Genomic DNA, 21,495 nt, shown 5'->3' on the forward strand with positions numbered 1-21,495 from the left:
AGGCGGAGTACACGTCGAATGCGCGGAGAGGGATCGCGTCGCTCAGCGATGCCTTCCACCACGACGAGGACCTGGCGAACGATCTCGACGTCATTCTCGGGGCTTCGGCGGGGCCGGTGGGCCTGGCCGGTGCTCGCCGCAGTCGGCGGAACAGGTTCTGGTGCCACGCTGCTCTGGAGGGGGCGGATTCCGATGCGCGCTGGTCGACGGACATACCGCGGTCACGCCCGAGGATGCCGTCCACTGGGTACACGAATCCGTCCGGAAGATCAGCCCCAGCCTCGACCGCAGTGCGTTCCACGGCGTCTGAGGGTGGCTCGGTGACCACCGTGCCGTACAGGCGGCCGTGACCGCGCGGCACCACGGTGAGCCATAACGAGATCGCCGCCGCGCATGTCCACCCAGTGGGCTACTCCGTATCCCGCCGTACCAGCCGCAGGCGTGGTCGGCCTGCTCCAGGACTCCGCCTCCCGGCCCGCTGCTTCTCAGGGCGTGGGCCGGGAGACGGCTCCAACAACCCGGCGTCGGGGGAAGCGGCACCACCCGCCTCCTCCAGCGGTGTGCAAAAGCACTCCGCGCCGGTACCTCCATCCGATCCGTGAAGCCTCGAAGGCATTGGAGACAGCCAGTATGACCACGGCACCCAGCACCTTCCGTGTCCCTCTCCCCGAGACCCTGATCAACCTCCTCGGCAGGAGGGGCATCGACCTCCCGGCCGCCGAACTTGACGGGGGCGGCCTGCTGCGCAAGGACGTCAGCGCGGCCTACGACCGCCTTCGCGCCGAGTCGCCCGAGGCGCAGATCGTCGTGCGCCGCTGCCGCGATCTCCTGAACGACCCCGACGGCGACGGTTTCGCCGTCCTGGAGGTCGGCCCTCTGCTCGACCGCTACGGCCTGGACGACGGGCAGAAGGCGGCGACCATCCTGCTGTCCTGGTTCGGCGTGCCGCTGCGGGCGTTCGACAAGTGGCCGTTGTGGAAGCCGCTGGGTACGAATCTGACCATCGACCCGATGCGCGCCACCGGGTCCGGGTACAACCCGCTGCACATAGACGTGGTCAACGCGACCGAGCCGCCGGACTACAGCGCCCTGCTGTGCGTGAGGCCCGACCCGCGGGGCGAGGGGCGCAGCATCGTCTCCCAGCTTCGCCGGGCCGTTGACCGGCTCAGCGACGGCGAGCGCGCGTTCCTCGCGGAGCCGGTGTTCCGTGACGGCGCGTTCTATGACCTGACCGGTGTCGGTAAGGAGTACGGCCCTTTCCCCGTGCTCGACGGCCTGCCGGCGTCCGAGGGCTTCGTGCGATTCACCGCGAAGATGCTGCCGGACATGGATCTCCGCGACCCGCACACCAGCGCCGTGCGGGCCCTGGAGCGGGAGCTGATTGCCGGGCAGAAGAAGTTCCTCCTCGGCTTCGGTGACCTGATCGTCGTCAACCAGCACCTGTGCGTGCACGGCCGCGAGGCCCTGGGCCAGGGCCAGGACGAGGTATCCGAGGTGCGGCGCCGCCTGCTGTGGCAGATGTTCCTCCGCTCCGCAGAGGCCGACGCCCGATGACGGTTGTCGACCTGGGGATGCCGCTGGCCGCAGGGGCATCCCCGGCCACCCCCGAGAAGCGGCCGATGATGGACCTCCGGCTCTGGCTGTGCGACCTCACTTACACGCAACAGGCAGTGTCCGCCGAGACGATGCCGCAGGCCGTCGCCGGGCTGGCGACGCACGCTGCGACCGTCATGGACTTCAAGTGTGTCCCGCAGATCTTCAAGTTCCCCGAGGATCTGGCGAAGGCCCTGGAGATCCATGGGGCACCCGACGTGATCGGGTTCTCCCACTACATCTGGAACGCGCACCTGTCGATCGGCTTCGCCCGCGTCATCAAGGAGAAGTTCCCGAAGACGGTCGTGGTCATGGGAGGCCCGCACTACCCATTGCTGCGCGCGGACCAAGCACAGTTCTGGTACCAGCGCCTTGCCGGGGCCGTGGACTTCTACGTCGACGGAGAGGGCGAGATCGCGTTCGCCGGCCTGCTGCTGCTCCTGGGCAGCAAGCCGGCCGGCAAGGTCCTCGACACGATCCCAGGCGTGCACTCCATGTCCTCGGACCGGCGTGACGTGTACACGCCCCGGCCCCGCAACCGCATCCGGGACCTGGCCGACGTGCCCTCGCCCTACACGGCGGGGCTGCTGGACCCGTTCTTCGAGCGCGGTGGCGTACCGACGATCACGACCACCCGCGGCTGCCCCTTCTCCTGCAACTTCTGCACCGAGGGCCAGCACTACTTCTCGAAGGTGGCGAAGCGCCCGCAGGCCGAGGTCGAAGCCGAACTGCACTACATCGGCCGGAGAATGGCGCCTCTCGTCAGGGTGGGCGCGGCGCGCAACGAACTGCTGATCACCGACTCGAACTTCGGGATGTTCCCGGAGGACAAGCACACCTGCCAGGTACTCGCAGAGTGCCAGAAGCTCTACGGCTGGCCGCGGGTCGTCAACGTGACGACCGGGAAGAACCAGCGCGAACGGGTTCTGGACGCGGTCGCCCAGGTCCCGGGCACCATCAGCCTGTCCGGGTCGGTGCAGTCCCTCGATACGGACGTGCTCGCCGCCGTCGAACGGAAGAACATCTCGGCCGAAAAGATGATGGAGATCGCTCTCCAGTCGGCCCGGGCCGGGGCCCAGTCGTACAGCGAGGTGATCCTCGCCCTGCCGGACGACTCGAAGAAGAAGCACTTCGACACCCTGCGCGGCCTGATGGACGACCGGCTCAACATGTTCCAGCTCACTTTGCTCCCCTCTTCCGAGATGTACGCCCCGGCGTACCGGAAGCGGTGGGGGATCGGCACGAAGTGGAGGGTCATGCCGCGCTGCTTCGGCCGGTACACCGTCCTGGGCCAGGAGGTCCGCGCGGCCGAGCTGGACGAGGTGAGCGTCGAGCTGCCGAACCTCTCGTACGAGGAGTACCGCGAGTGCCGGGTGATGGACCTGCTGGTCGCCTCCCTCTACAACGGCGGCGTGTTCGGCACGATCCTCGCCGTGCTCCGCGCCCACAGGATCTCCCCCATGACGTGGCTGGCGGAATGCCGCAGCCAGTGGCACGGCGAAGATCTGACCCGGGTGATCACCGAGTTCCTGGCCGAAACGAACGAGCAGCTGTGGGCCGACCGGCAGGACCTCATGCGTTTCGCCACGGCGAACGTCGACCGGTACATCGACGGCGAGTTGGGCAACAACCTGCTCTACACGTACCGGATGCGGATGATCTCCGAGGCGCTGGAGGACCTGGCCGACGTCGCCGTGCGGGCCGCGCTCGCCGTCCTGCGCCGTACCGGGGCTGCGACCGGCAGTTCCGCACTGGTGGCCCGGATCGTTCGCGAAGGCGCCGCGTACCACCGGCTGAAGCTGTCGCAGGTCTTCACTACCGAGCCGCCCGGTGTGCTGGAGCAGGTCGCCAACTTCGACATCGATCACCTACTGGAGGACGCACGGGCCGGTCAGGAGTCACCCGACGCGCGACGCTACCGGCTGCCGGAGCCGATGACGCGGACCTTCGTGCTCACTGACCGGCAGCGGGCCACTCTGCGTACCTATGTGGGCGAGATGGGCTCGACGGTGGCCGGGTTCGGATGGCTCCTCACCAAGGTCAGATTGCCTGATATCGTCCGGCAGGTTCGCATGACCGCCGCTGGCTCCGGCTCGTCGGATGCGGAGCCCACACGATCGGATGTCGTCACGCCGTGACCGACGCTCTCGCTGCCCGTTTCGCCTCCTTCCGCCGTCCGTTCAAGTTGATGGTGACGGGAGGCGGAACGGGTGGGCACACCTATCCCGCATTGACCGCGGTCCGTGAGATGGAGACCGTCATGCAGGCCCACGGCGCGAGCGTGGACGTGCTGTGGGTCGGCACGGCCCAGGGACTCGAAGCCCGCGTCGCTCCCGCTGAGGGAATCCCCTTCGAGACCGTGCCGACCGGCAAGCTCCGCCGGTCCAGCAACCCGCTCAAGATGATCAACACCGAGAACATGCGGGACATGGGCCGCGTACCGAAGGGCGTGATGGAGGCCCGCACCATCGCCCGCCGCTTCCAGGCCGACGTGATCCTCTCCACCGGCGGGTACGTCGCCGTGCCCGTAGGGTTCGCCGCCCGCGCGACCAGGACCCCGCTGGTCATCCACGAGCAGACTGTACGGCTCGGCCTTGCCAACCGGGTCCTCGCCCGCTCCGCGACCGCCGTTGCCCTGTCGTCGGAGAACTCGCTGAAGCTCCTGCCGGACTCCGTGGCCGCCTCCGCCGTTGTTACCGGCAACCCGGTCCGCCCGGCCGTGTTCACCGGCGATTCGGCCAAGGCGATCCCTGCCCTCGGCATGACCGGTTACAACCCGGCTCTTCCCACCGTCTACATCACCGGCGGCGCGCAGGGAAGCGAGCAGATCAACGGCATGATTCGCGACAACCTACCGTGGCTGCTGGCCGTCGCCAACGTGATCCACCAGTGCGGCCCGACCTGGGTCGAGAAGTCTCGGCTGGCCGCCGCAGAGCTGGCGCCCGAGCTGCACGCCCGGTATTGGGTCGACGGATTTGTCGGTCCCGAACTGCCCGATGTGCTCGCGCTCGCTTCCGTTGTCGTCGCCCGCAGCGGCGCGGGCACCATCTCGGAGCTGACGGCGCTCGGCAAGCCTTCCGTCCTCGTACCCCTCGCTTCCGCCGCCGGTAACGAGCAGGAGCACAATGCCCTGCACCTCCAGCAGGCCGGGGCCGCTGTGGCTCTCACTGGGGACGGCGCGAACGCCCTCGCGCTGCGGGCCGTTCTGGAACCGGTTCTGTCCAACCCGCAGCAGCGGGACGTGATGGCGCAGGCGGCCCGCGCGATGGGAAAGCCGGACGCCGCTGCCCGGCTGGTCGAGGTGCTGTTGAGCGTCGCGCTCGGTGCGGAACGCCGAAAGTAGCAAAGGGCACTGGCCGCGCCCCAGGAACAGCGGCTGGATCTGGGTGAACGATCGGGCGTCGCGTCCGGGGTGGAGGGCGTTGTGGCGACGCGCGAGGTATCTTCCTGGCCCCGGGGCCGGTCGTTCGGATCAAGCCCGGACCGGTACGCCTACGGGGCAGCCCTGAGGAGTGACTGTCGCCGAGGACGAAGCAGAGTACGCCCGCCCGGACGGCCCCGCCGTATCCCGGCCGCCGGGGTCACGGGCCGGTGGGCCGCCTGACGCGTCGCCCGGTCCGCTGGTCGCCGCCGACTGGCTCGCGTCCCGCCTGGGAAGGCCCGGCCTGGGGGTGCTCGACGCGTCGGTGGGCGCGCACCGGGGGGCGGCCCTGCGGATCCCGGGCGCCCGGTCCTTCGACATCGACGGGGCGCTGTCCGACCCCACCTCGCCGTTGCCCCACACGATGCCCGGCGCCGCACGGTTCGAGCGGGAGATGCGCGCCCTCGGGGTCAGTGACGGGGACACCGTGGTCGTCTATGACGCGGTGGGCATCTACTCCGGTGCCCGCGCCTGGTGGATGCTCCGGGCGGTGGGCTTCGACCGGGCTGCGGTGCTCGACGGCGGGCTGCCCGCCTGGACTGGCGCCGGACTGCCGGTCCAGGAGGGCGGCCCTGGGCCCGCGCCGGCCCCCGGCGACTTCACGGCCCGGCCGCGCGCCGGTCTGGTCGTCGGCAGCGGGGACGTGGTGGCGGCCCTGGCCGACCCGGGCACGCTGGTCCTGGACGCCCGGTCCCGGGAACGGTTCTCCGGCGTGGCCGCCGAGCCCCGCCCCGGGCTGCGCGGCGGCCATATGCCGGGTGCGGTGAACCTGCCCTTCGGGGAGGTCCAGCGCGCGGGACGGATGCTCCCGGCCGGTGAACTGCGGTCCGTGTTCGGCGCGCTGGCCGGGAAGCGGGAGCGGCTGGTCCTCAGCTGCGGGTCGGGGGTGACCGCCTGTGTGCTGGCGCTGGAGGCCGAACTGGCGGGCTACCGCGAACTGGCCGTGTACGACGGTTCCTGGAGCGAATGGGGCCTGCCCTCCCCGCTGCCGGTCGTCCGGGGCAGGGGCGGGGAGGCGCAGACGTACGGGGCGTGAGCCCGCGCCCCTTCACGTACCGGCGTTTCCGGCGCAGGTCCCGTCAGTCGGGATCGCCTTACCGGCCGAGGGTCGCCACGGGGGTCGCGCCGGGGCGGGTCCACTGCGGCACGGGCCGGCCGGTCGGGCCCCAGGTGGCGACGCCGTCGGCGTCCGAGCGCCAGTACCAGCAGACCGGCGAGCCGTGCCCGCCGACCGGCGAGCCGGCCCGAGGGGGCTCGGGCCAGCCCTCCGGGGTGTCCTGCCACTCCTCGCGGCGGCCGTAGGGCGTCATGTCGAGCAGGCCGAGCGACCCGTTGACCGTCTCGTTGCCGCGGCCGGTCGTGGAGTAGGTGAGGAACACGCGGTCGCCGTCGCGCAGGAAGCAGGCGATGTACCCCATGTCCCCGCCGATCGGCTCCTCCAGGCCCCGTACCGAGTACCAGGGCTGGGTGTAGCCCATGAACTCGACAAAGGGGGCCACCTCGTCCCACGGGCCCGTCGTCAGGATGGCGAACGAGACCCCGCGGGCGTCGAGGTAGACGGCGTCCTTCATGTGCCAGGCGGTGGTGGTGCAGCCCTCGCACTGCCCCTGGTGCGGCGCGCCGTCGTACCACATGTGCTTGTAGACCATGAGTTCGTCGTGGCCCCGGAACAGGTCCAGGAACGGGACCGGGCCGTCGGGTCCGACGACCTCGGCCGTTCCGTCGAACTCCACCATCGGCAGCCTGCGGCGGGCCGCGGCGATGGCGTCGCCCTCGCGGGTGTGGGCCTTCTCGCGGACCAGGAGCTCGTCGCGGGCGGCCTGCCAGGTGGCCAGGTCGACCACGGGCGGGCGCCCGTGCGGGGTGCCGGCCGGCTCTTCGGGTGTGGGCGTCACGGTGTCCTCCGTCGTGCGGTCAGGTGCGGGGCGGCGCTGTACGACGTCCTACGACACCAGAGACGTCCCGCGATGCCCGGAGCCGACGCGCGACCCGGCCGAAACTCCTCGCGGATGGCCCCGGCCGAGCCGTTACGGACCACGGTCGGCCGACACCCGCACGGATGGGCGCCGCGGCCGGGCTCCCCATCACCGGCTCCCCATCACCGGCTCTCCGTCACTGGCTCTCCGTCACTGGCTCTCCGTCACCGGCTCCCCGCCCCGGCTCACGGCACATGCCGCGTACCGCGCGCCGCGCCCCGCTCACGGCACATGGCTGCGGACCAGCGCCACCGCCTCGTCCAGCACGGCCGTCTCGGTCTCCGTCAGCCGTGGGTCGGCCGCCCGGCGGGTCCGGGCGAGGGTCAGGTCGGCGACGCCCACGCCCCCGTCCGCGGCCATCTCCCCGAGCAGCGCCGTGAGCAGCGCGCGGACGGCCGCCGCCGGTGTCCCCGTTGCTGCCGGGGAAGCGGGGGACGCCGGGGGCGCGGCGGATGCGGCGGACGCGGGGGACGGCGGGGACGTGGGGGACGGCGGGGACGCGGGGGACGGCGGGGCCAGCGAGGCCTGGGCCAGGATCAGGGCCGACATCGCGCGGTCGAGCCCCGGCGGGCCCTCCGCGGTGTTGCTCCAGTCGATCACCACCGGTCCCCCCTCCGTCAGGATCACGTTCTCCGGATGCAGGTCGAGATGGAGGATGTGCTCCTCCGGGTCCGGGGAGAGGCGGGCCGGGACGGCGTGCAGTTCGCGCAGCAGCCCGGCGAGCAGCGCGCCGCCCTCCGCCGCCCGCAGGGTCCCCGCCGACAGGGCCTCGGCCATCGTCGGGCCGGTCAGCCGTTGCAGCACCAGATCGGTGGCGCGGGCCCCTCGGGCGGGCGGGCCGATGCGGGGGACCGGGAACCCGAAGGCGCTGAGGTAGGACATCACGGCCAGTTCGGGGGTGGCATCGGTGCTGTCGCGGTAGCGGCGAAGGACCCAGGAGCCGTCGAGTGCGTACACGTCGGCGGTGCGTCCCGAGCCCAGAAGTTGGCCTGTGTGCATGAGGCCGAACCTACCCGGGCGTACCCGCGAAAGGGAGCGGCGGGACGTCCCGGCGACGGCCGGGGGCCGGGCCACCGGCCGTGGCGGGGCTCCCATGCGTTCGGCGACCCGCCTCGGGGCCGCCCCATAACGCGAAGTGAGGGGGTGAACGGGATCTCCTCGGCCCTCCCGTGCCCGACTACGGTTTCGGCAATTCCCGAGTCCCGCACACTCCGGGTTCCCCACCCGGGATCCCGGAACTCCCCTTGGGGCTGCCACCCCCCGGCCCCAAGCCCCCCGAGATCGAGGAGAGTTACGTGGACAACGCCACGCTCCGCAGACGCGCACTCGCCGCCTGTACCGCCGCTGTCGCCGTGGGCGCGCTGGGTCTGGCGGGTCTGACCGGTATCGCGTCCGCCGACCCCACCGGTGCGACGCCCGCCGCCGACAGCCTCTCGCCCGGTCTGCTCCGGGCCATGGAGCGCGATCTGGGCCTCGACGCCGATGCCGCGAGGAGCCGGATAGGCAACGAGTACCGCGCCGCCGCCGTCGCCGCCGGGCTGGAGAAGTCCCTCGGCGCCAGCTTCGCCGGGGCCAGGGTCGGCGGCGCCGACGCGGCCCTCACCGTGGCCACCACCGATGCCTCCGAGACGGCCGCGATCACCGCGGCGGGCGCGCGTGCCGAGGTCGTCGGCCACAGCCTGGACCGCCTCGAAGCCGCCAAGTCCGCGCTGGACAAGGTCGCCCTGAGCAAGGCTCCCGAGGGCGTGCCGGTCTGGTACGTCGACGTGCGTGCCAACCGGGTCGTCGTCAACGCCGTGAGCACCCGGGCCGCCGACGCCTTCCTCGGCGCCGCGAAGGTCCGCCGCGACCTGGTGACCGTCGCCGAGTCCACCGAACAGCCCCGTACCTACGCGGATCTGCGCGGCGGCGACGCGTACTACATGAACGGCTCCGGCCGCTGCTCCATCGGCTTCCCCGTGAAGAAGGGGACGCAGAACGGCTTCGTCAGCGCCGGTCACTGCGGCACCCCCGGGGTGAGCACGAGCGGCTACAACCAGCAGGCGCAGGGCTCCTTCCAGGGCTCCACCTTCCCCGGCCGTGACTACGCCTGGGTCGCCACCAACGCCAACTGGACGCCCCGCGCCCTGGTGAACGGCTACGGCAACGGCGATGTGACCGTCACCGGCTCCACCCAGTCGGTCGTCGGCTCCTCCGTCTGCCGCTCCGGTTCCACGACCGGCTGGCACTGCGGCACGATCCAGCAGCTCAACACCAGTGTCACCTACCCGGAGGGCACCATCTCCGGCGTGACCCGGACCAACGTCTGCGCCGAACCCGGCGACTCCGGCGGCTCGTTCATCACCGGCAGCCAGGCGCAGGGTGTCACCTCCGGTGGCTCGGGCAACTGCTCCCAAGGCGGTACGACGTACTTCCAGCCCCTCAACCCCGCGCTCCAGGCGTACGGGCTGACCCTGGTCACCAGCGGGACGCCGACCGACCCGCCCACCGACCCGACCGACCCGCCGACCGAGCCGGGCGGGACCTGGGCGGCCGGTACGACCTACGCCGCGGGCGCCACGGTGACGTACGGCGGATCGACGTACCGCTGCCTCCAGGGCCACCAGGCGCAGCCCGGCTGGACCCCGCCGAACGTTCCGGCGCTCTGGCAGCAGGTCTGACCTCCCGCGCCGCCCACGCCCCCGCTCCTCCTGATCTCTCCGCTCCTCCCGCTCCTGTCCCCCCGTCCCTCCCGTTCCGAGGACCCCGAGGATCCGACATGAATCCAGAAGCAAGCGACGACCTCCCCAACAGTCGCCGGATCAGCCGCAAGAGCATCCTGAAGGCCGCGCTGGTCGCGACCGCCGCCCCCCTGCTCGCCGGGGGAGGGGTCGCCCTCGCCCGTGACGCCGGCTCCAACGGCGCCCCGCTCACGCCGACCCCGGCGTGCGACGACGGCGACGACCCGACGCCGCCGCAGATGGAGGGCCCGTACTTCAAGCCCAACTCCCCGCTGCGCACCGGCCTGGTGACGCCGAGCACCCCCGGCGTCCCGCTCACCGTCAGCGGCTATGTCTTCGGCCGTGCCTGCAAGCCCATCCCGGGAGTGCTCCTCGACTTCTGGCAGGCCGACACCAACGGCGGCTACGACATGAGCGGATTCGGCTTCCGCGGGCACCAGTTCACCGACAGCAAGGGGGCGTTCAGCCTCACCACGATCGTGGCGGGCCTCTACCCCGGCCGTACCCGGCACATCCATGTGAAGGTCCAGGCCCCGGGGCGGCCGGTGCTCACCACGCAGCTGTACTTCCCCAACGAGCCGCGCAACAACACGGACGCGCTGTTCGACCCCGAGCTGCTCATGAACGTGCGCAACGTCGGGAACGGCCGGGAGGGCACGTTCGACTTCGTCCTCGACATCGCCCAGACCCCCGGCCCGACCGATCCGCCCACCGATCCGCCCACGGGTGGCACGTGGGCGGCGGGCACCTCCTACCGCGCGGGAGACCGCGTCACCCATGGCGGGGTCGCCTACCGCTGCCTCCAGGCCCATGTGGCCACGGCGGGCTGGGAACCGCCGAATGTCCCCGCGCTGTGGGAACGCGGGTAGACACCGGCAGCGGGGCGCACCACCGCCCCAAGGCCCCGCCCACGCGGAGATCCGCGTGGGCGGGGCCCTTCCGCCGTTCGTCGGCGCCGTTCATCGACGACCGGGCGGCCGACCGGGCGGCCGACCGGACCGGCTGCCGGCCCCGAGTGGCTGGAGCTGTGGCGGAAGCGGCGCGTCCACCGGCCCACGGCCCCCTGCTCACTTGGCGTCGGAATACCGCTCCACGACCGCCGTGGTGAAGGGGAACCGCACCGGCGTCGGTCCGAAGGCGGTCCGCCCGGCCAGCTCCCCGGCGGCGCGGATCGCCTCGACGACGGTGCCGGTCTCCTCGGCCGGGCAGTGCACGATCACCTCGTCGTGCTGGAAGAACACCAGCTCGGCGCGGAGCCCGGCCGTGAACAGCGTCCGCCGCAGGGCCGCCAGCAGCAGCAGTGCCCAGTCGGCGGCGCTGCCCTGCACCACGAAGTTGCGGGTGAAGCGCCCGCGGGCCCGGGAGTTGGAGGAGGCGTACCCCGGGATGAACTCGCCGCCCCGCTCGCCCGCGCCCTCCCCGTCGCCCGCCGTTCCCCCGCCGTCCTCCTGCGGAAGCCCGGCCTCGCCGCCCGCGTCGTCGTCCGCCCCGGTGGCGGGCGGGCTGGTGCGGCCCAGCCAGGTCCGGACGAGCCGCCCCTCCTCACCGGCCTTCGCCGCGTCGTCGACATAGGCGACGGCGCGCGGGAAGCGCCGTCGCAGGGCGGCGAGATTCTTCAGGCCGTCCCCGGACGTCTGGCCGTAGACGGCACCGAGCAGGGCGATCTTGGCGTCGTCGCGGTCGCCGTGGAACGCCCGGTCGGACAGGCTCTTGTAGAGGTCGCCGTCATGCCCGGCCACCTCCATCAGCCCGGGGTCGCGGGAGATGGCGGCCAGGACCCTGGGCTCCATCTGATCGGCGTCCGCGACGACCAGCCGCCATCCCTCGTCGGCCACCACGGCCCGCCGTATCACCTTGGGGATCTGGAGCGCCCCGCCGCCGTTGGTCGTCCAGCGCCCGCTGACCGTGCCGCCGGGCTGGTACTCCGGGCGGAACCGGCCCTCGCGCACCCAGTCCTGGAGCCAGCTCCAGCCGTGCGCGGTCCAGATCCGGTAGAGCTTCTTGTAGGCGATCAGCGGCTCCACGGCCGGGTGGTCCAGCTCCGCGAGCTCCCAGCGCCGGGTCGACTTCACCTTGATCCCGGCCTGTGCGAACGCCCTGATCACATCGGCGGGCAGATCGGGGCGCACCCGTCTGCCGAAGGCCGCCGACACCTCGTCCACCAGCTCGGCCAGCCTGCGCGGCTCGCCGCCGCCCGCGTACCGCTCGCCCAGGAGTTCGTCGAGCACGTCCCGGTGCACATCGGCCCGCCAGGGCAGCCCGTCCCGGTACATCTCGGCGGCCACGAGCATGCCGGCCGACTCGGAGGCGGTGAGCAGACGCATCCGCCCCGGGTGGGCGCACGCGTCATGGCGCCGCACCTGATCGGCGTAGACGGCGAGAAGTCCCTCGAACGGCACATCGGTCCCCGACGCCGGCTCGAAGAGCGAGGACTGCGAGCCCGGCTCGGCGGAACGGGGCGGGGGGTCGGGGGGTACGGGGGCATGGTTCAGCCGGGCCCAGGCGGCGGCCGCGGACCGGGGCTCACCGAGCCGTCCCTCGTGCCCGAGCAGCAGCAGTTCGGCGCACTCGATGTCGTAGCACCGCTCGACCCGGACCCCGGCGGCGAGCAGCCGGGGATAGATCTCGGCGGTCGACCGCCACACCCAGCGCGTCACGTCGGGCCGGGACCTGACCGCCTCGGCGAGGTCGGGCTCGGCGAGGACCGGACCGGCGGGCGTGCCGTCCCGTTCCAGCGGCACGAGCAGCGCACCGCCGCCCTCTGCCGTGGCCAGAGCCCAACGTTCGGTCATGGCTCCGAGTCTGACACCCACCACTGACACCGCCCGGGACCCCGCGCCCCGGCCCCTCGGCCGGCCCCGGCCGGCTCCCGGCCCCTCCACCGCCCCCGAGCAGCCCCGCACCCCCCGGCCGGCCCCGCCGCCCCGGTCCCCGGGTCGCCCGAGCGGAGCCGGGCCGCGAGGATCGACGCATGGAAGCGATCGTGTACGAGGAATTCGGCGGCCCCGACGTCCTGCGCCTGGCCCGGGTGGACGAGGTGCGCCCCGGTCCCGGCCAGGTCCGGGTGAAGGTCCGCGCGGCCGGGGTCAACCCGATCGACTACAAGATCCGGCACGGCTGGATGGAGCAGGCCTTCCCCACCCCGCTGCCCGCGACACCGGGCACCGAGTTCGCCGGGGTCGTCGAGGAGCTGGGCGAGGGCGTCACCGCCTTCGCGCCCGGCGACGAGGTGCTCGGCTGGAGCGCCACGGGTTCCTACGCCACCCACGCCCTGGCCGAAGCGGCTTCCCTCGCCCGCAAGCCGGAGGGGCTGGCGTGGGACGAGGCCGCCGCGCTGCCCGTCGCCACCGAGACCGCCTCCCGGGTGCTGGACGAACTGGAGGTGGCCGAGGGCGACACCCTGCTGCTGCACGGCGCGGCCGGAGCGGTCGGTTCCGCCGCGGTCCAGCTGGCCGCGGCCCGGGGCGCCACGGTCATCGGCACCGCCTCCCCGGCCAACCACGACTACCTGCGGGTGCTGGGCGCGGTCCCAGTGGCGTACGGGGACGGTCTGGTCGCCCGGGTCCGCGAGCTGGCACCCCAGGGCGTGGACGCGGTGTTCGACGCCTCGGGCCGCGGCGCGCTGCCGGACTCCATCGAACTGCGCGGCGGTACGACGGACCGGATCGTCACCATCGCGGACCCGGACGCGGGGAAGCTGGGCGTCGCGTTCTCGGGGGGCGGCGGCGGGCCGTCGGCCGAACGCCTGGCCCGCAACGCCCGCCGCGCGGCCCTGGGAGAACTGCGCGTACCGGTCGCCCGGACCCTGCCCCTGGCCGAGGCGAGGACCGCCCATGAGCTGAGCGAGGCGGGCCACGTCCGGGGGAAGCTCGTCCTGCTGCCGCCGGAGGACTGACCGCCGCCCGCCGCCCGCTGCCGGCCGGAGGTGCCCCGGTCACCCCGGGGCGCCCCCGCCTACGCTGGCCGGATGGAACCGGTGATCGACCAGGCATGCGCGGCAGCCCTCTACTCCGACGACGACCGCGCACTCGACACCGGCGCCTCGCTCCTCGCCGCCGACCCGTCCTCGGACGACGCCCTGCACGCCCGCGGGGAGGAGTTCGTCCGCCGCGCCTGGGACCGCGGCTGGCACCCCGCCGACCTCGTCCGCTGCGTACGGCGGGAGCTGCCCGACAACGGCGAGCGCGGTGCGGCCCTGGTGGCGGGATTGATCGTGGCGGAGACCGCCCGGTACGCCGCACTCCCGCCCCGCTGGGCGGACCAGATCGCCGCACTGCCCGCCCCCGCCCCGCGCAACCGCCCCGACCGCTTCACCTACGCGGCCGGTCTGCTGGAGCTGTACCGGGTGCTGCTGCGGCTGCCGTCGATCGAGCCGGCCGGCCCGCCGCCCGGCACGGTCACCGGCCTGCCGCACCTGCCGCCCGCGCACGACGAGCCCCGGATGCTCACCCGGATCCGGGCGCTGCTGGCGAAGGCGGAGGCGACCGGTTTCCCGGAGGAGGCCGAGGCGCTGACCACCAAGGCGCAGGAGCTGATGGCCCGGCACAGCATCGACGAGGCCCTGCTCGCCGCCCGGACCCACGGCGGCCGGGCGCCCGGCGCCCGCCGGATCGGGGTCGACGCCCCGTACGAGACGGCGAAGGCGATCCTGCTCGACGCCGTCGCCTCCGCGAACCGCTGCCGCGCCGTGTGGAACAGCGACCTCGGCTTCACCACGGTCGTCGGCTTCGAGTCCGACCTGGAGGCGGTGGAACTGCTCTTCACCTCGCTGCTGGTGCAGGGCACGGCCGCGATGACCGGGGCGGAGGCGGGGCAGCGGGCCCGCGGCCGCAAGCGGACCAAGACGTTCCGGCAGTCCTTCCTGATGGCGTACGCCCAGCGCCTCGGCAGCCGGCTCGCCGCGGACACCGAACGCGTCACGGCGGCGGCGGACGCCGGCACCGCGCCCGGCGGCAGTGGGAGCGGCACTCCCGGCGGCCTGCTCCCCGTGCTCGCCGCCCGGGACGTCGCGGTCACAGAGACGGCCGAGCGGATGTTCCCGCGCACCACCACGACCCGCGTCCGGGGCGCCGTGGACGAGGCCGGATGGACCCATGGCGCGGCCGCCGCCGACCGTGCCCGGATGGGCGGACGCGAAGGTGAAATCGCCCGGTAAGGGCTGGTTGTCCGCTATCCCGGCTAGGCTCGGACCATGAGCTGGCTCCGGGCGCTGAAGGAGACCGCCCGCGAGGGGCTGACGATCGAGCGGAGCAGTCCCGAACCGCTCATCGCGCTGCGCGGCGCGGTCGGTCTCGCCCTCGTCATCGGCGTGAGCCTCGCGCTGTTCGGGCCCGTGATCGCCGCCAGCTCCGCGTTCGGCGCGTTCCAGGCGGCCATCGCCACCTTCGAGCGGAGCTGGCGCCCGCGCCCCGTGCTCGCCCTGGTCTCCGGTGCCAGCCTCGGCGTGTCGACGTTCCTCGGCTATCTCGTCGGCTCGCAGACCATCCCCTTCATGGGCCTGCTCGCCCTCTGGACGTTCGCCGCCGGGATGGCCTGGGCGGCGGGCACCACGGGCGGCATCATCGCGGCGTCGAACGTCGCGATCATGCTGGTGACGGTCACCCTGCCGACCTCCGTCGCGGACGCCGCAGCGCACGCCGGGATGATCGCGGTCGGCGGGCTGATCCAGGCATCGCTGGTCGTGCTGTTCCCGGTACGCAGATGGGGCGCCCAGCGCGACGCGCTCGCCGACGCCCTGGCGGCCGAGGCCGACTATGCCCGCAGGCTGCGGCAGGACCCGGTGGCACCCTTCGACCCGCTGCCCCTGATGACCGCCCGCAACGCCGCCGCCGTCACCCCCCGCGAGGCCCGCCGCCGCCCCGCCGAACTGCACGGTGCGCGGGGCGTCGCGGAGCGGCTGCGCCCGGTGCTGGCCTCCCTGGCGGACCCGGCGCTGGGGGTGCCCGCGGAGGGGCTGGAGCGGGTCTGGGTGCGCGAACTGCTGGGCGCCGCCGGTTCCGTACTGGACGCGGCGGCCCGCGCGGTCCGGCAGGGCGACCCCGTCCACCTCGCCCCCACCGACCTCGGTGTCCTGCGCACGCCCGACAACGAGGTGATCCTCGTCGGACCGGCCCGCCGCGCGGCCGACCGGCTCGACGCGCTGCTCTCCGACGTCATCGAGATCGCCGAGGGCGCCGGCACCCGGGCCGCGGCCGAACGCCTCGGCTCCCGCCCGTCCCAGCCGCCCGACCCCTACACCGCCGCTCATCCGGCCCATCCGTCCGACCTCGCCCACACCGGGGTGGAGACCCGGCGCCGGCCCACCCTCCTGCGGCTGGTCCCGGTGATCCTGAAGGCGATGCGCCGGGAGCTGCACCACGGCTCCCCGATCCTGCGCCACGCGATCCGGGTCTCCGTGGTGGCCGCCGTCGGATTCCTCTTCGGTGCCGCGCTGCCGTACGGCCACGGATACTGGGCGCCGATGGCCGCCGTCATGGTGATGCGGCCGGACTTCTCCCAGACCTACTCGCGCTCCGTGGCCCGCTTCGGCGGCACCCTGATCGGGGTGGGGCTCGCGAGCGGGATCGTGCAGGCCGTGCACCCCGGCGTGACGCTCTCCGCGGTCCTCGCGGTGTTCTGTGCCTGGCTGATGTACCTGCTGATGGGCACCGGCTACGTCGTCGGCCAGGTCTGCATCTCCGCGTATGTCGTCTTCCTGCTCGGCATGGCGGGCGACGACTGGTCCCAGACCGTCCTCGAACGTGTGGTGCTGACCCTGGTCGGCGGAGTGCTCGCGATGGTCTCGTACGCCCTCTACCCGGCCTGGGAGACCCCGCGGCTGCGCAACCGGCTGGCGGACTGGCTGGCCTCGGACGGGCGGTACGCGGCCACGGTCGTCGCGCAGTACGCCGATCCGACGGCCGACAGCCACGAGGACGTACGGACCGCGCTGCTGGCGACCCGTGAGGCCCGGGTCGCCTGGCAGGAGGCGCTGGCGACCGCCCAGCACGAACCCGTGCGCCACCGCGGCATCTCCCGCTCGGCGGCCGCCGACGCCCAGCACGCGCTGGCCGAGCTCGGCAGGTCCGCGATGCTGCTGGAGGCCCACCTCCCGGCCGCCTCGGCCGCCCCCGTGCCCGGCGCGGCCAACCTGGCCGAGGCCCTGCACCGGGCGACGGAGCAGGGCGCGAGGGCGGTACGGGAGCGACGTGTCCCGGACTGGCGGCAGGTCACCGAGGCGGTGGCGCACTGGGACGTGCCGCCGGACGGCACCGCGCCCGCCGCCGACCCGGTCGTACGCAAGGGCGCGGCGCTGCTCCTCGAAGCGCTGGAGGAGTTCTCGCAGGCGCTGGACGAACGGGGCGGCAGCAGACGTAGTGATGTGACCAGGTCCGGGCCGCCCCGGGGCTGAGCCGGTCCGTCAGGGAGTGGGCATGCCCGGCAGGCCCGTCGGCATCTTGCCCGGCTCGGTCTTGGCGAGGGTGTCCTTGGCGCCGCCCTCCCAGGAGACGACGAGGGTCTTGCCGTCATTGGACTCGATGGAGCCCATCGTGCGCTCGGTGCCGCCGTCGCCGCACTTCAGGGACAGCATCGGCTCGCCCATGTCCTTCACCTCGCCCTGGCAGACGGCCTGGTCGGCGACGAGCGCGGCCTTGCCGGAGGCGACGGAGAGGGCGACCGCCTTGCCGTCGGTGAGCCCCGCCCAGGTGCCCTCCAGCGAAGCGGCGTCCTTGCCGGCGGAATCCCCGGAGCCGTTCTCCGCACCGCTGCCGGGAGTCTCGCTCTGTCCGGCGCCCGAACCGGCGGCCTTGTCCTTGTCGCCGCTGTCCTTGTCGCTGCCGCAGGCGGTCAGTGCGAGCGCGGCGGCCAGACCGGCGGCGACGACGGCGCCGGTGCGTACAAACCTGATCACGTGGAGTTCCCCCTTGTGGATTTCACGGTCGAAAGTCTGCGCCAAGCTACCAGGGGTGATGGGATCAACTCCGTTAACCGGGAGCGGAATAGACGTGCTGTACGTCTCTCTCTTCGGGTCTCTCTTCGGGGGAGCGCGATCAGGCGTAAAGCTGTAGTCAAAGGAACACCCCGTGTGCACGTGCATCTGCTCATGCATTGGCATATGAACACAGCTATGATCCGAGCTAGTTGACACTTGCACCTTGCAACTCGGGGAGCGTCCTGTGCACGACGTGTACAACGGCATGGCGGCCACAGAGCTTCGCGGAGTCGTCTGGCAGAAGAGCAGACACAGCAACTCCCAGGGGTCCTGCGTGGAGTTCGCGAAACTGCCCGGAGGGAATGTGGCGATGCGGAACTCGCGCCACCCCGACGGGCCCGCACTCGTCTATACGCCCGCCGAGATAGAGGCGTTGCTGCTGGGCGTCAAGGACGGGGAGTTCGACCATCTGGCGACGGGCGGCTGAGGCCGCGCGTTCCCGGCCGGGCGATACCGCTCCGGCCGTCGCTCGCCGTACCCGCCGCCCGCCGTACCGCCGCAGCCGGCCACCGCTTGCTACTCCGCATGAATTCCGGCGGTTTCCTGCGGTTTCGTGCTGTCCGTCAGTTTGTTGTCCGTGAGCCGGAACAGCGCCCAGACCACCTTGCCGCGCAGCGCCGCGCAGGGCGGCTCACCCATCGGTACGGGTGAGGGGTGCCAGCCCCAGCTGTCGCTGAAGGACTCCACCAGGAACAGGCCGCGGCCCGACTCCGCGGAGTCCGGTGCCTCGCCGGCCACCGGGCTCTCCTGGCTGGGGTCGCGCACGGCGCACACCAGGCGTGAGGTCCAGCGCATCAAGTGCAGCCGTACCGGCGGTTCCTGGGGGTCCCGGAGCGCGTCGTCGGGCAGCGCGTGGCGCAGGGCGTTGGTGACGAGTTCGGACACCACGAGTGCGACATCGTCGAAACGGTCGGTCAGCTCCCACTGACTGAGCGTCGTTCGGGTGAACTTCCGCGCCCCGCTGACCGCTTCGTAGCGGGCGGGAAGCGTGCACGATGCCGATCCGGCGACCGCTGAGGGGTCGATGGGGGGAAGCCCCTGCCTTAACGGCTCGAGCATCGTCGATCCATTCGTCCCCATACGAGGCACTCCCGGGATTCGCGGCTGTAGCGGCACTGCCTGTAGCGGTACTGCGGGGGGTACAGCGGCACAACACGAGCACGCAGGTGCGCAAGGACCATGGTTCCGAATGCGCAGGGCAGATGCAAGGGCAGATGCACGTGCACGCGCCGGACCTGCCCGAAAGCGTGCCGATTCTTACTCATTTCTTCCGTCGGTCAGTTTCGGAGCTTTCAGGACGGCTTCTCATTTCCGTAATCGAATGAGTACGGGCTGAAGCGTTTTGGTGGCAGAATCCGGCACCGGGGTTCAGGGGGGACCCCGGTGCCCGGTAAGCGATGGGGAGGGTCGGACCAGTGTCGGCAGGCGAGTCGAGTGGATCTGTGGTGCGGCGCATCCTGCTGGGCTCTCAGCTCAGAAGGCTGCGGGAGTCGCGCGGCATCACCCGTGAGGCGGCCGGCTACTCCATCCGCGCCTCCGAATCGAAGATCAGCCGCATGGAGTTGGGACGGGTGAGCTTCAAGGCCAGGGACATCGAGGACCTGCTCACGCTCTACGGTGTCGCGGACGAGGCGGAGCGCGACTCCCTCCTCGGGCTGGCCCGGGAGGCCAACGTGGCGGGGTGGTGGCACAGTTACGGAGATGTGCTGCCCGGCTGGTTCCAGACATATGTGGGTCTGGAGGGGGCGGCCTCGCTCATCCGTATCTATGAGGTCCAGTTCGTCCACGGTCTGCTGCAGACCGAGGCCTATGCCCATGCGGTCGTCTCCCGGGGCATGCGCGGTGCGCCCGCCGCGGAGATCGACCGCCGCGTGGCACTGCGCCTCGAACGCCAGAAGGCCCTCGTCTCCGAACGCGCTCCCCGCTTCCACGCCGTGCTCGACGAGGCGGCGCTGCGCCGTCCGTACGGCGAACGCGAGGTGATGCGCGCACAATTGCGGCATCTGATCGAAATGTCGGAGCAGCCGAACATCACGCTTCAAGTGATGCCCTTCAGTTTCGGCGGGCATGCGGGCGAGAGCGGTTCATTTACGATGCTGCGTTTCCCGGAATCCGATCTGTCGGACATTGTCTATTTGGAGCAGCTGACCAGCGCCCTCTATGTGGACAAGCCCGAGGAGGTCGCCCAGTACGAAAAGGCCATGGCGCGGCTGCACGAGGACAGCCCCGGCCCGGAAGAGAGCCGGGATCTCCTTCGCGGACTCCTCCAACTGACATGATTTGTCAGTACGATGACGTCGCATCAGGAGTCTGCGAACGCCTGCAGTAAGGGATTGCATGTCCTACTTCCACGCCTTGGCCCACCAGTACATCGACGGCGAGTGGCTGACCGGAAGCGGCTCGTGGGACATCATCGATTTCAATCCCTACAACGGTGAGAAACTCGGTTCCATCACCGTCGCCACGGCGGTGGAGGTCGACCGGGCCTACCGCGCGGCCGAACGTGCCCAGCAGGAGTGGGCCGCCACCAATCCGTACGAACGCCGTGCCGTTCTGGAACGCGCCCTGCGCATCACCGAGGAGCGCACCGGCGAAATCGTCGACGCGGTCATCGAGGAGCTGGGCGGCACCCGGATCAGGGCGGAGTACGAGGTCCGCAGCGGCCGGGAATTCCTGAGCGAGGCGATCCGGCAGGCGCTGCGTCCCACGGGGCGGCTGCTGCCCTCCGTGACGGACGGCAAGGAGAACCGCCTCTACCGGCTGCCCGTCGGCGTCATCGGAGTGATCAGCGCCTTCAACTTCCCCTTCCTGGTGACGATGAAGTCGGTCGCGCCCGCCCTGGCGCTGGGCAACGCGGTCGTCGTGAAGCCCCATCAGAACGCACCGGTCGTCGGCGGATCGCTGATCGCCCGGATCTTCGAGGACGCCGGGCTGCCGGCCGGGCTGCTCAATGTGGTGGTCACCGACAGCGCCGAGATAGGTGACGCCTTCATCGCCCACCCCGTGCCCAAGGTGATCTCCTTCACCGGCTCGGACCGGACGGGCCGCCATGTGGCCGCCACCGCCGCCGGGCTCTTCAAGCGGACCATCCTGGAACTCAGCGGCAACAGCGCCCTGGTGGTGCTGGAGGACGCGGATGTGGAGTACGCGGTCCAGGCGGCCGTCTTCAGCCGCTTCCTGTACCAGGGGCAGGTCAGCATGGCGGCCAACCGCATCCTGGTGGACCGGCGGGTGGCGGAGCGGTTCACCGAGCGGTTCACCGCCGAGGTGGCCGCGCTCAGGGCGGGCGACCCGCGTGACCCGGAGACCCGGATCGGCCCGGTCATCAACACCTTCCAGGCCGACGCCCTGGCCGCCCTGGTCGAGCAGGCGGTCGCGGACGGGGCGACGGCCCTCGTGCGGGGCGGTGTCCGGGGCAATGTCGTCGGGCCGACCGTCCTGACCGGAATCCCGGAGGAATCGCCGCTGCTGGCCCAGGAGATCTTCGGCCCGGTGGCGCTGCTGATGACGTTCGACGGCGAGGACGAGGCCGTGCGGATGGTCAACGCCAGCCCGTACGGACTGAGCGGCGCCGTGCACACCGCGGACGCCGAACGCGGGGTGCGGTTCGCGCGGCGCATCGTCAGCGGGATGTTCCACGTCAACGACTCCACCGTGCAGGACGATCCGCTGGTCGCCTTCGGCGGCGAGAAGATGTCCGGGACGGGGCGGCTGAACGGTGAGGCGGTCGTGGAGGCCTTCACCACACAGAAGTGGATGTCGATCCAGCACGGCCGGACGGTCTTCCCCCTCTGACGTCCGCCCCCGGCGTCC

17 protein-coding genes are annotated in these 21,495 nt (G+C 72.0%); 12 read left to right on the forward strand and 5 right to left on the reverse strand.

What is annotated here, in order from left to right:
• Positions 1-630 precede the first annotated feature (630 nt).
• The 4 genes from ACIGJO_RS26015 to ACIGJO_RS26030 all read left to right on the forward strand — a co-directional run bounded on the left by ACIGJO_RS26015 (position 631) and on the right by ACIGJO_RS26030 (position 6,050).
• Entirely contained in the window at positions 631-1,554 is a 924-nt protein-coding gene (locus tag ACIGJO_RS26015; RefSeq protein WP_399961920.1) for a TauD/TfdA family dioxygenase, read from the forward strand.
• Positions 1,551-3,731 carry a B12-binding domain-containing radical SAM protein gene (locus ACIGJO_RS26020; protein WP_399961922.1) on the forward strand — a complete coding sequence of 727 codons (2,181 nt, stop codon included), beginning with the start codon at positions 1,551-1,553 and terminating at the stop codon, positions 3,729-3,731. Before ACIGJO_RS26015 ends, ACIGJO_RS26020 begins: the two co-directional genes overlap by 4 nt.
• A gap of 50 nt (positions 3,732-3,781) precedes the next feature.
• Positions 3,782-4,936 (forward strand): UDP-N-acetylglucosamine--N-acetylmuramyl-(pentapeptide) pyrophosphoryl-undecaprenol N-acetylglucosamine transferase, encoded by a 1,155-nt coding sequence (locus ACIGJO_RS26025; RefSeq protein WP_399962095.1) that lies wholly within the window; start codon positions 3,782-3,784, stop codon positions 4,934-4,936.
• Positions 4,937-5,213: 277 nt separating this feature from the next.
• Positions 5,214-6,050, forward strand: coding sequence for a sulfurtransferase (locus ACIGJO_RS26030; RefSeq protein WP_399962097.1), 837 nt, complete (start codon positions 5,214-5,216; stop codon positions 6,048-6,050).
• A 58-nt stretch (positions 6,051-6,108) separates the two neighbouring features.
• Here the strand turns inward: ACIGJO_RS26030 and ACIGJO_RS26035 are convergent, their stop codons facing one another.
• Both ACIGJO_RS26035 and ACIGJO_RS26040 read right to left on the reverse strand, forming a co-directional pair.
• Positions 6,109-6,909: a DUF899 family protein gene (locus ACIGJO_RS26035; RefSeq protein WP_399961924.1), complete on the reverse strand. Its 801-nt coding sequence runs from the start codon at positions 6,907-6,909 to the stop codon at positions 6,109-6,111.
• A gap of 303 nt (positions 6,910-7,212) precedes the next feature.
• A complete protein-coding gene (locus ACIGJO_RS26040) occupies positions 7,213-7,989 on the reverse strand; it encodes a phosphotransferase (protein WP_399961926.1) in 777 nt (258 codons plus the stop codon).
• A 296-nt stretch (positions 7,990-8,285) separates the two neighbouring features.
• Here ACIGJO_RS26040 and ACIGJO_RS26045 point away from each other — a divergent pair, with 296 nt between their 5' ends.
• Both ACIGJO_RS26045 and ACIGJO_RS26050 read left to right on the forward strand, forming a co-directional pair.
• A complete protein-coding gene (locus ACIGJO_RS26045; protein ID WP_399962099.1) occupies positions 8,286-9,650 on the forward strand; it encodes a carbohydrate-binding protein in 1,365 nt (454 codons plus the stop codon).
• Between the two features lie 98 nt (positions 9,651-9,748).
• Positions 9,749-10,579 carry a carbohydrate-binding protein gene (locus ACIGJO_RS26050; protein WP_399961929.1) on the forward strand — a complete coding sequence of 277 codons (831 nt, stop codon included), beginning with the start codon at positions 9,749-9,751 and terminating at the stop codon, positions 10,577-10,579.
• A gap of 198 nt (positions 10,580-10,777) precedes the next feature.
• On the opposite strand, the gene ACIGJO_RS26055 is transcribed toward ACIGJO_RS26050, so the two are convergent.
• Positions 10,778-12,502, reverse strand: a complete 1,725-nt coding sequence (locus tag ACIGJO_RS26055) for a bifunctional 3'-5' exonuclease/DNA polymerase (protein WP_399961931.1) — start codon at positions 12,500-12,502, stop codon at positions 10,778-10,780.
• Positions 12,503-12,681: 179 nt separating this feature from the next.
• Between ACIGJO_RS26055 and ACIGJO_RS26060 the strand changes: the two genes are divergently transcribed.
• The 3 genes from ACIGJO_RS26060 to ACIGJO_RS26070 all read left to right on the forward strand — a co-directional run bounded on the left by ACIGJO_RS26060 (position 12,682) and on the right by ACIGJO_RS26070 (position 17,100).
• Positions 12,682-13,605 (forward strand): NADP-dependent oxidoreductase, encoded by a 924-nt coding sequence (locus ACIGJO_RS26060; protein ID WP_399961934.1) that lies wholly within the window; start codon positions 12,682-12,684, stop codon positions 13,603-13,605.
• Between the two features lie 72 nt (positions 13,606-13,677).
• Positions 13,678-14,865, forward strand: coding sequence for a DUF2786 domain-containing protein (locus ACIGJO_RS26065; protein WP_399961936.1), 1,188 nt, complete (start codon positions 13,678-13,680; stop codon positions 14,863-14,865).
• Between the two features lie 36 nt (positions 14,866-14,901).
• The gene (locus ACIGJO_RS26070; protein ID WP_399961938.1) at positions 14,902-17,100 is read left to right on the forward strand and encodes an FUSC family protein; all 2,199 of its coding nucleotides are present in this window, start codon (positions 14,902-14,904) and stop codon (positions 17,098-17,100) included.
• Between the two features lie 9 nt (positions 17,101-17,109).
• Here the strand turns inward: ACIGJO_RS26070 and ACIGJO_RS26075 are convergent, their stop codons facing one another.
• Complete coding sequence (locus ACIGJO_RS26075) at positions 17,110-17,601, reverse strand: hypothetical protein (RefSeq protein ID WP_399961940.1); 492 nt, start codon at positions 17,599-17,601, stop codon at positions 17,110-17,112.
• Positions 17,602-17,866: 265 nt separating this feature from the next.
• Between ACIGJO_RS26075 and ACIGJO_RS26080 the strand changes: the two genes are divergently transcribed.
• Positions 17,867-18,109 carry a DUF397 domain-containing protein gene (locus tag ACIGJO_RS26080; RefSeq protein ID WP_014155487.1) on the forward strand — a complete coding sequence of 81 codons (243 nt, stop codon included), beginning with the start codon at positions 17,867-17,869 and terminating at the stop codon, positions 18,107-18,109.
• A gap of 89 nt (positions 18,110-18,198) precedes the next feature.
• Here ACIGJO_RS26080 and ACIGJO_RS26085 read toward each other — a convergent pair whose 3' ends face one another.
• Positions 18,199-18,741: an ATP-binding protein gene (locus ACIGJO_RS26085; protein WP_399961942.1), complete on the reverse strand. Its 543-nt coding sequence runs from the start codon at positions 18,739-18,741 to the stop codon at positions 18,199-18,201.
• A 338-nt stretch (positions 18,742-19,079) separates the two neighbouring features.
• On the opposite strand from ACIGJO_RS26085, the gene ACIGJO_RS26090 reads away from it, so the two are divergent.
• Together ACIGJO_RS26090 and ACIGJO_RS26095 are read left to right on the forward strand one after the other, a co-directional pair.
• Positions 19,080-19,961: a helix-turn-helix domain-containing protein gene (locus ACIGJO_RS26090; RefSeq protein ID WP_399961944.1), complete on the forward strand. Its 882-nt coding sequence runs from the start codon at positions 19,080-19,082 to the stop codon at positions 19,959-19,961.
• A 58-nt stretch (positions 19,962-20,019) separates the two neighbouring features.
• Complete coding sequence (locus ACIGJO_RS26095; RefSeq protein WP_399961946.1) at positions 20,020-21,477, forward strand: aldehyde dehydrogenase family protein; 1,458 nt, start codon at positions 20,020-20,022, stop codon at positions 21,475-21,477.
• Positions 21,478-21,495: the final 18 nt, after the last annotated feature.

Origin of the sequence: Streptomyces sp. NPDC079020, assembly GCF_044542225.1 — a bacterium.
Lineage (GTDB): Bacteria > Actinomycetota > Actinomycetes > Streptomycetales > Streptomycetaceae > Streptomyces.

What these genes read in the sequence shown, in the direction of transcription:
- ACIGJO_RS26090 (WP_399961944.1), top strand. Translation starts at nt 19,080, where the DNA reads ATGGGGAGGGTCGGACCAGTGTCGGCAGGCGAGTCGAGTGGATCTGTG.
- ACIGJO_RS26025 (WP_399962095.1), top strand. Translation starts at nt 3,782, where the DNA reads ATGGTGACGGGAGGCGGAACGGGTGGGCACACCTATCCCGCATTGACC.
- ACIGJO_RS26060 (WP_399961934.1), top strand. Translation starts at nt 12,682, where the DNA reads ATGGAAGCGATCGTGTACGAGGAATTCGGCGGCCCCGACGTCCTGCGC.
- ACIGJO_RS26070 (WP_399961938.1), top strand. Translation starts at nt 14,902, where the DNA reads ATGAGCTGGCTCCGGGCGCTGAAGGAGACCGCCCGCGAGGGGCTGACG.
- ACIGJO_RS26050 (WP_399961929.1), top strand. Translation starts at nt 9,749, where the DNA reads ATGAATCCAGAAGCAAGCGACGACCTCCCCAACAGTCGCCGGATCAGC.
- ACIGJO_RS26055 (WP_399961931.1), bottom strand. Translation starts at nt 12,502, where the DNA reads ATGACCGAACGTTGGGCTCTGGCCACGGCAGAGGGCGGCGGTGCGCTG.
- ACIGJO_RS26040 (WP_399961926.1), bottom strand. Translation starts at nt 7,989, where the DNA reads ATGCACACAGGCCAACTTCTGGGCTCGGGACGCACCGCCGACGTGTAC.
- ACIGJO_RS26085 (WP_399961942.1), bottom strand. Translation starts at nt 18,741, where the DNA reads ATGCTCGAGCCGTTAAGGCAGGGGCTTCCCCCCATCGACCCCTCAGCG.
- ACIGJO_RS26065 (WP_399961936.1), top strand. Translation starts at nt 13,678, where the DNA reads ATGGAACCGGTGATCGACCAGGCATGCGCGGCAGCCCTCTACTCCGAC.
- ACIGJO_RS26015 (WP_399961920.1), top strand. Translation starts at nt 631, where the DNA reads ATGACCACGGCACCCAGCACCTTCCGTGTCCCTCTCCCCGAGACCCTG.
- ACIGJO_RS26020 (WP_399961922.1), top strand. Translation starts at nt 1,551, where the DNA reads ATGACGGTTGTCGACCTGGGGATGCCGCTGGCCGCAGGGGCATCCCCG.
- ACIGJO_RS26095 (WP_399961946.1), top strand. Translation starts at nt 20,020, where the DNA reads ATGTCCTACTTCCACGCCTTGGCCCACCAGTACATCGACGGCGAGTGG.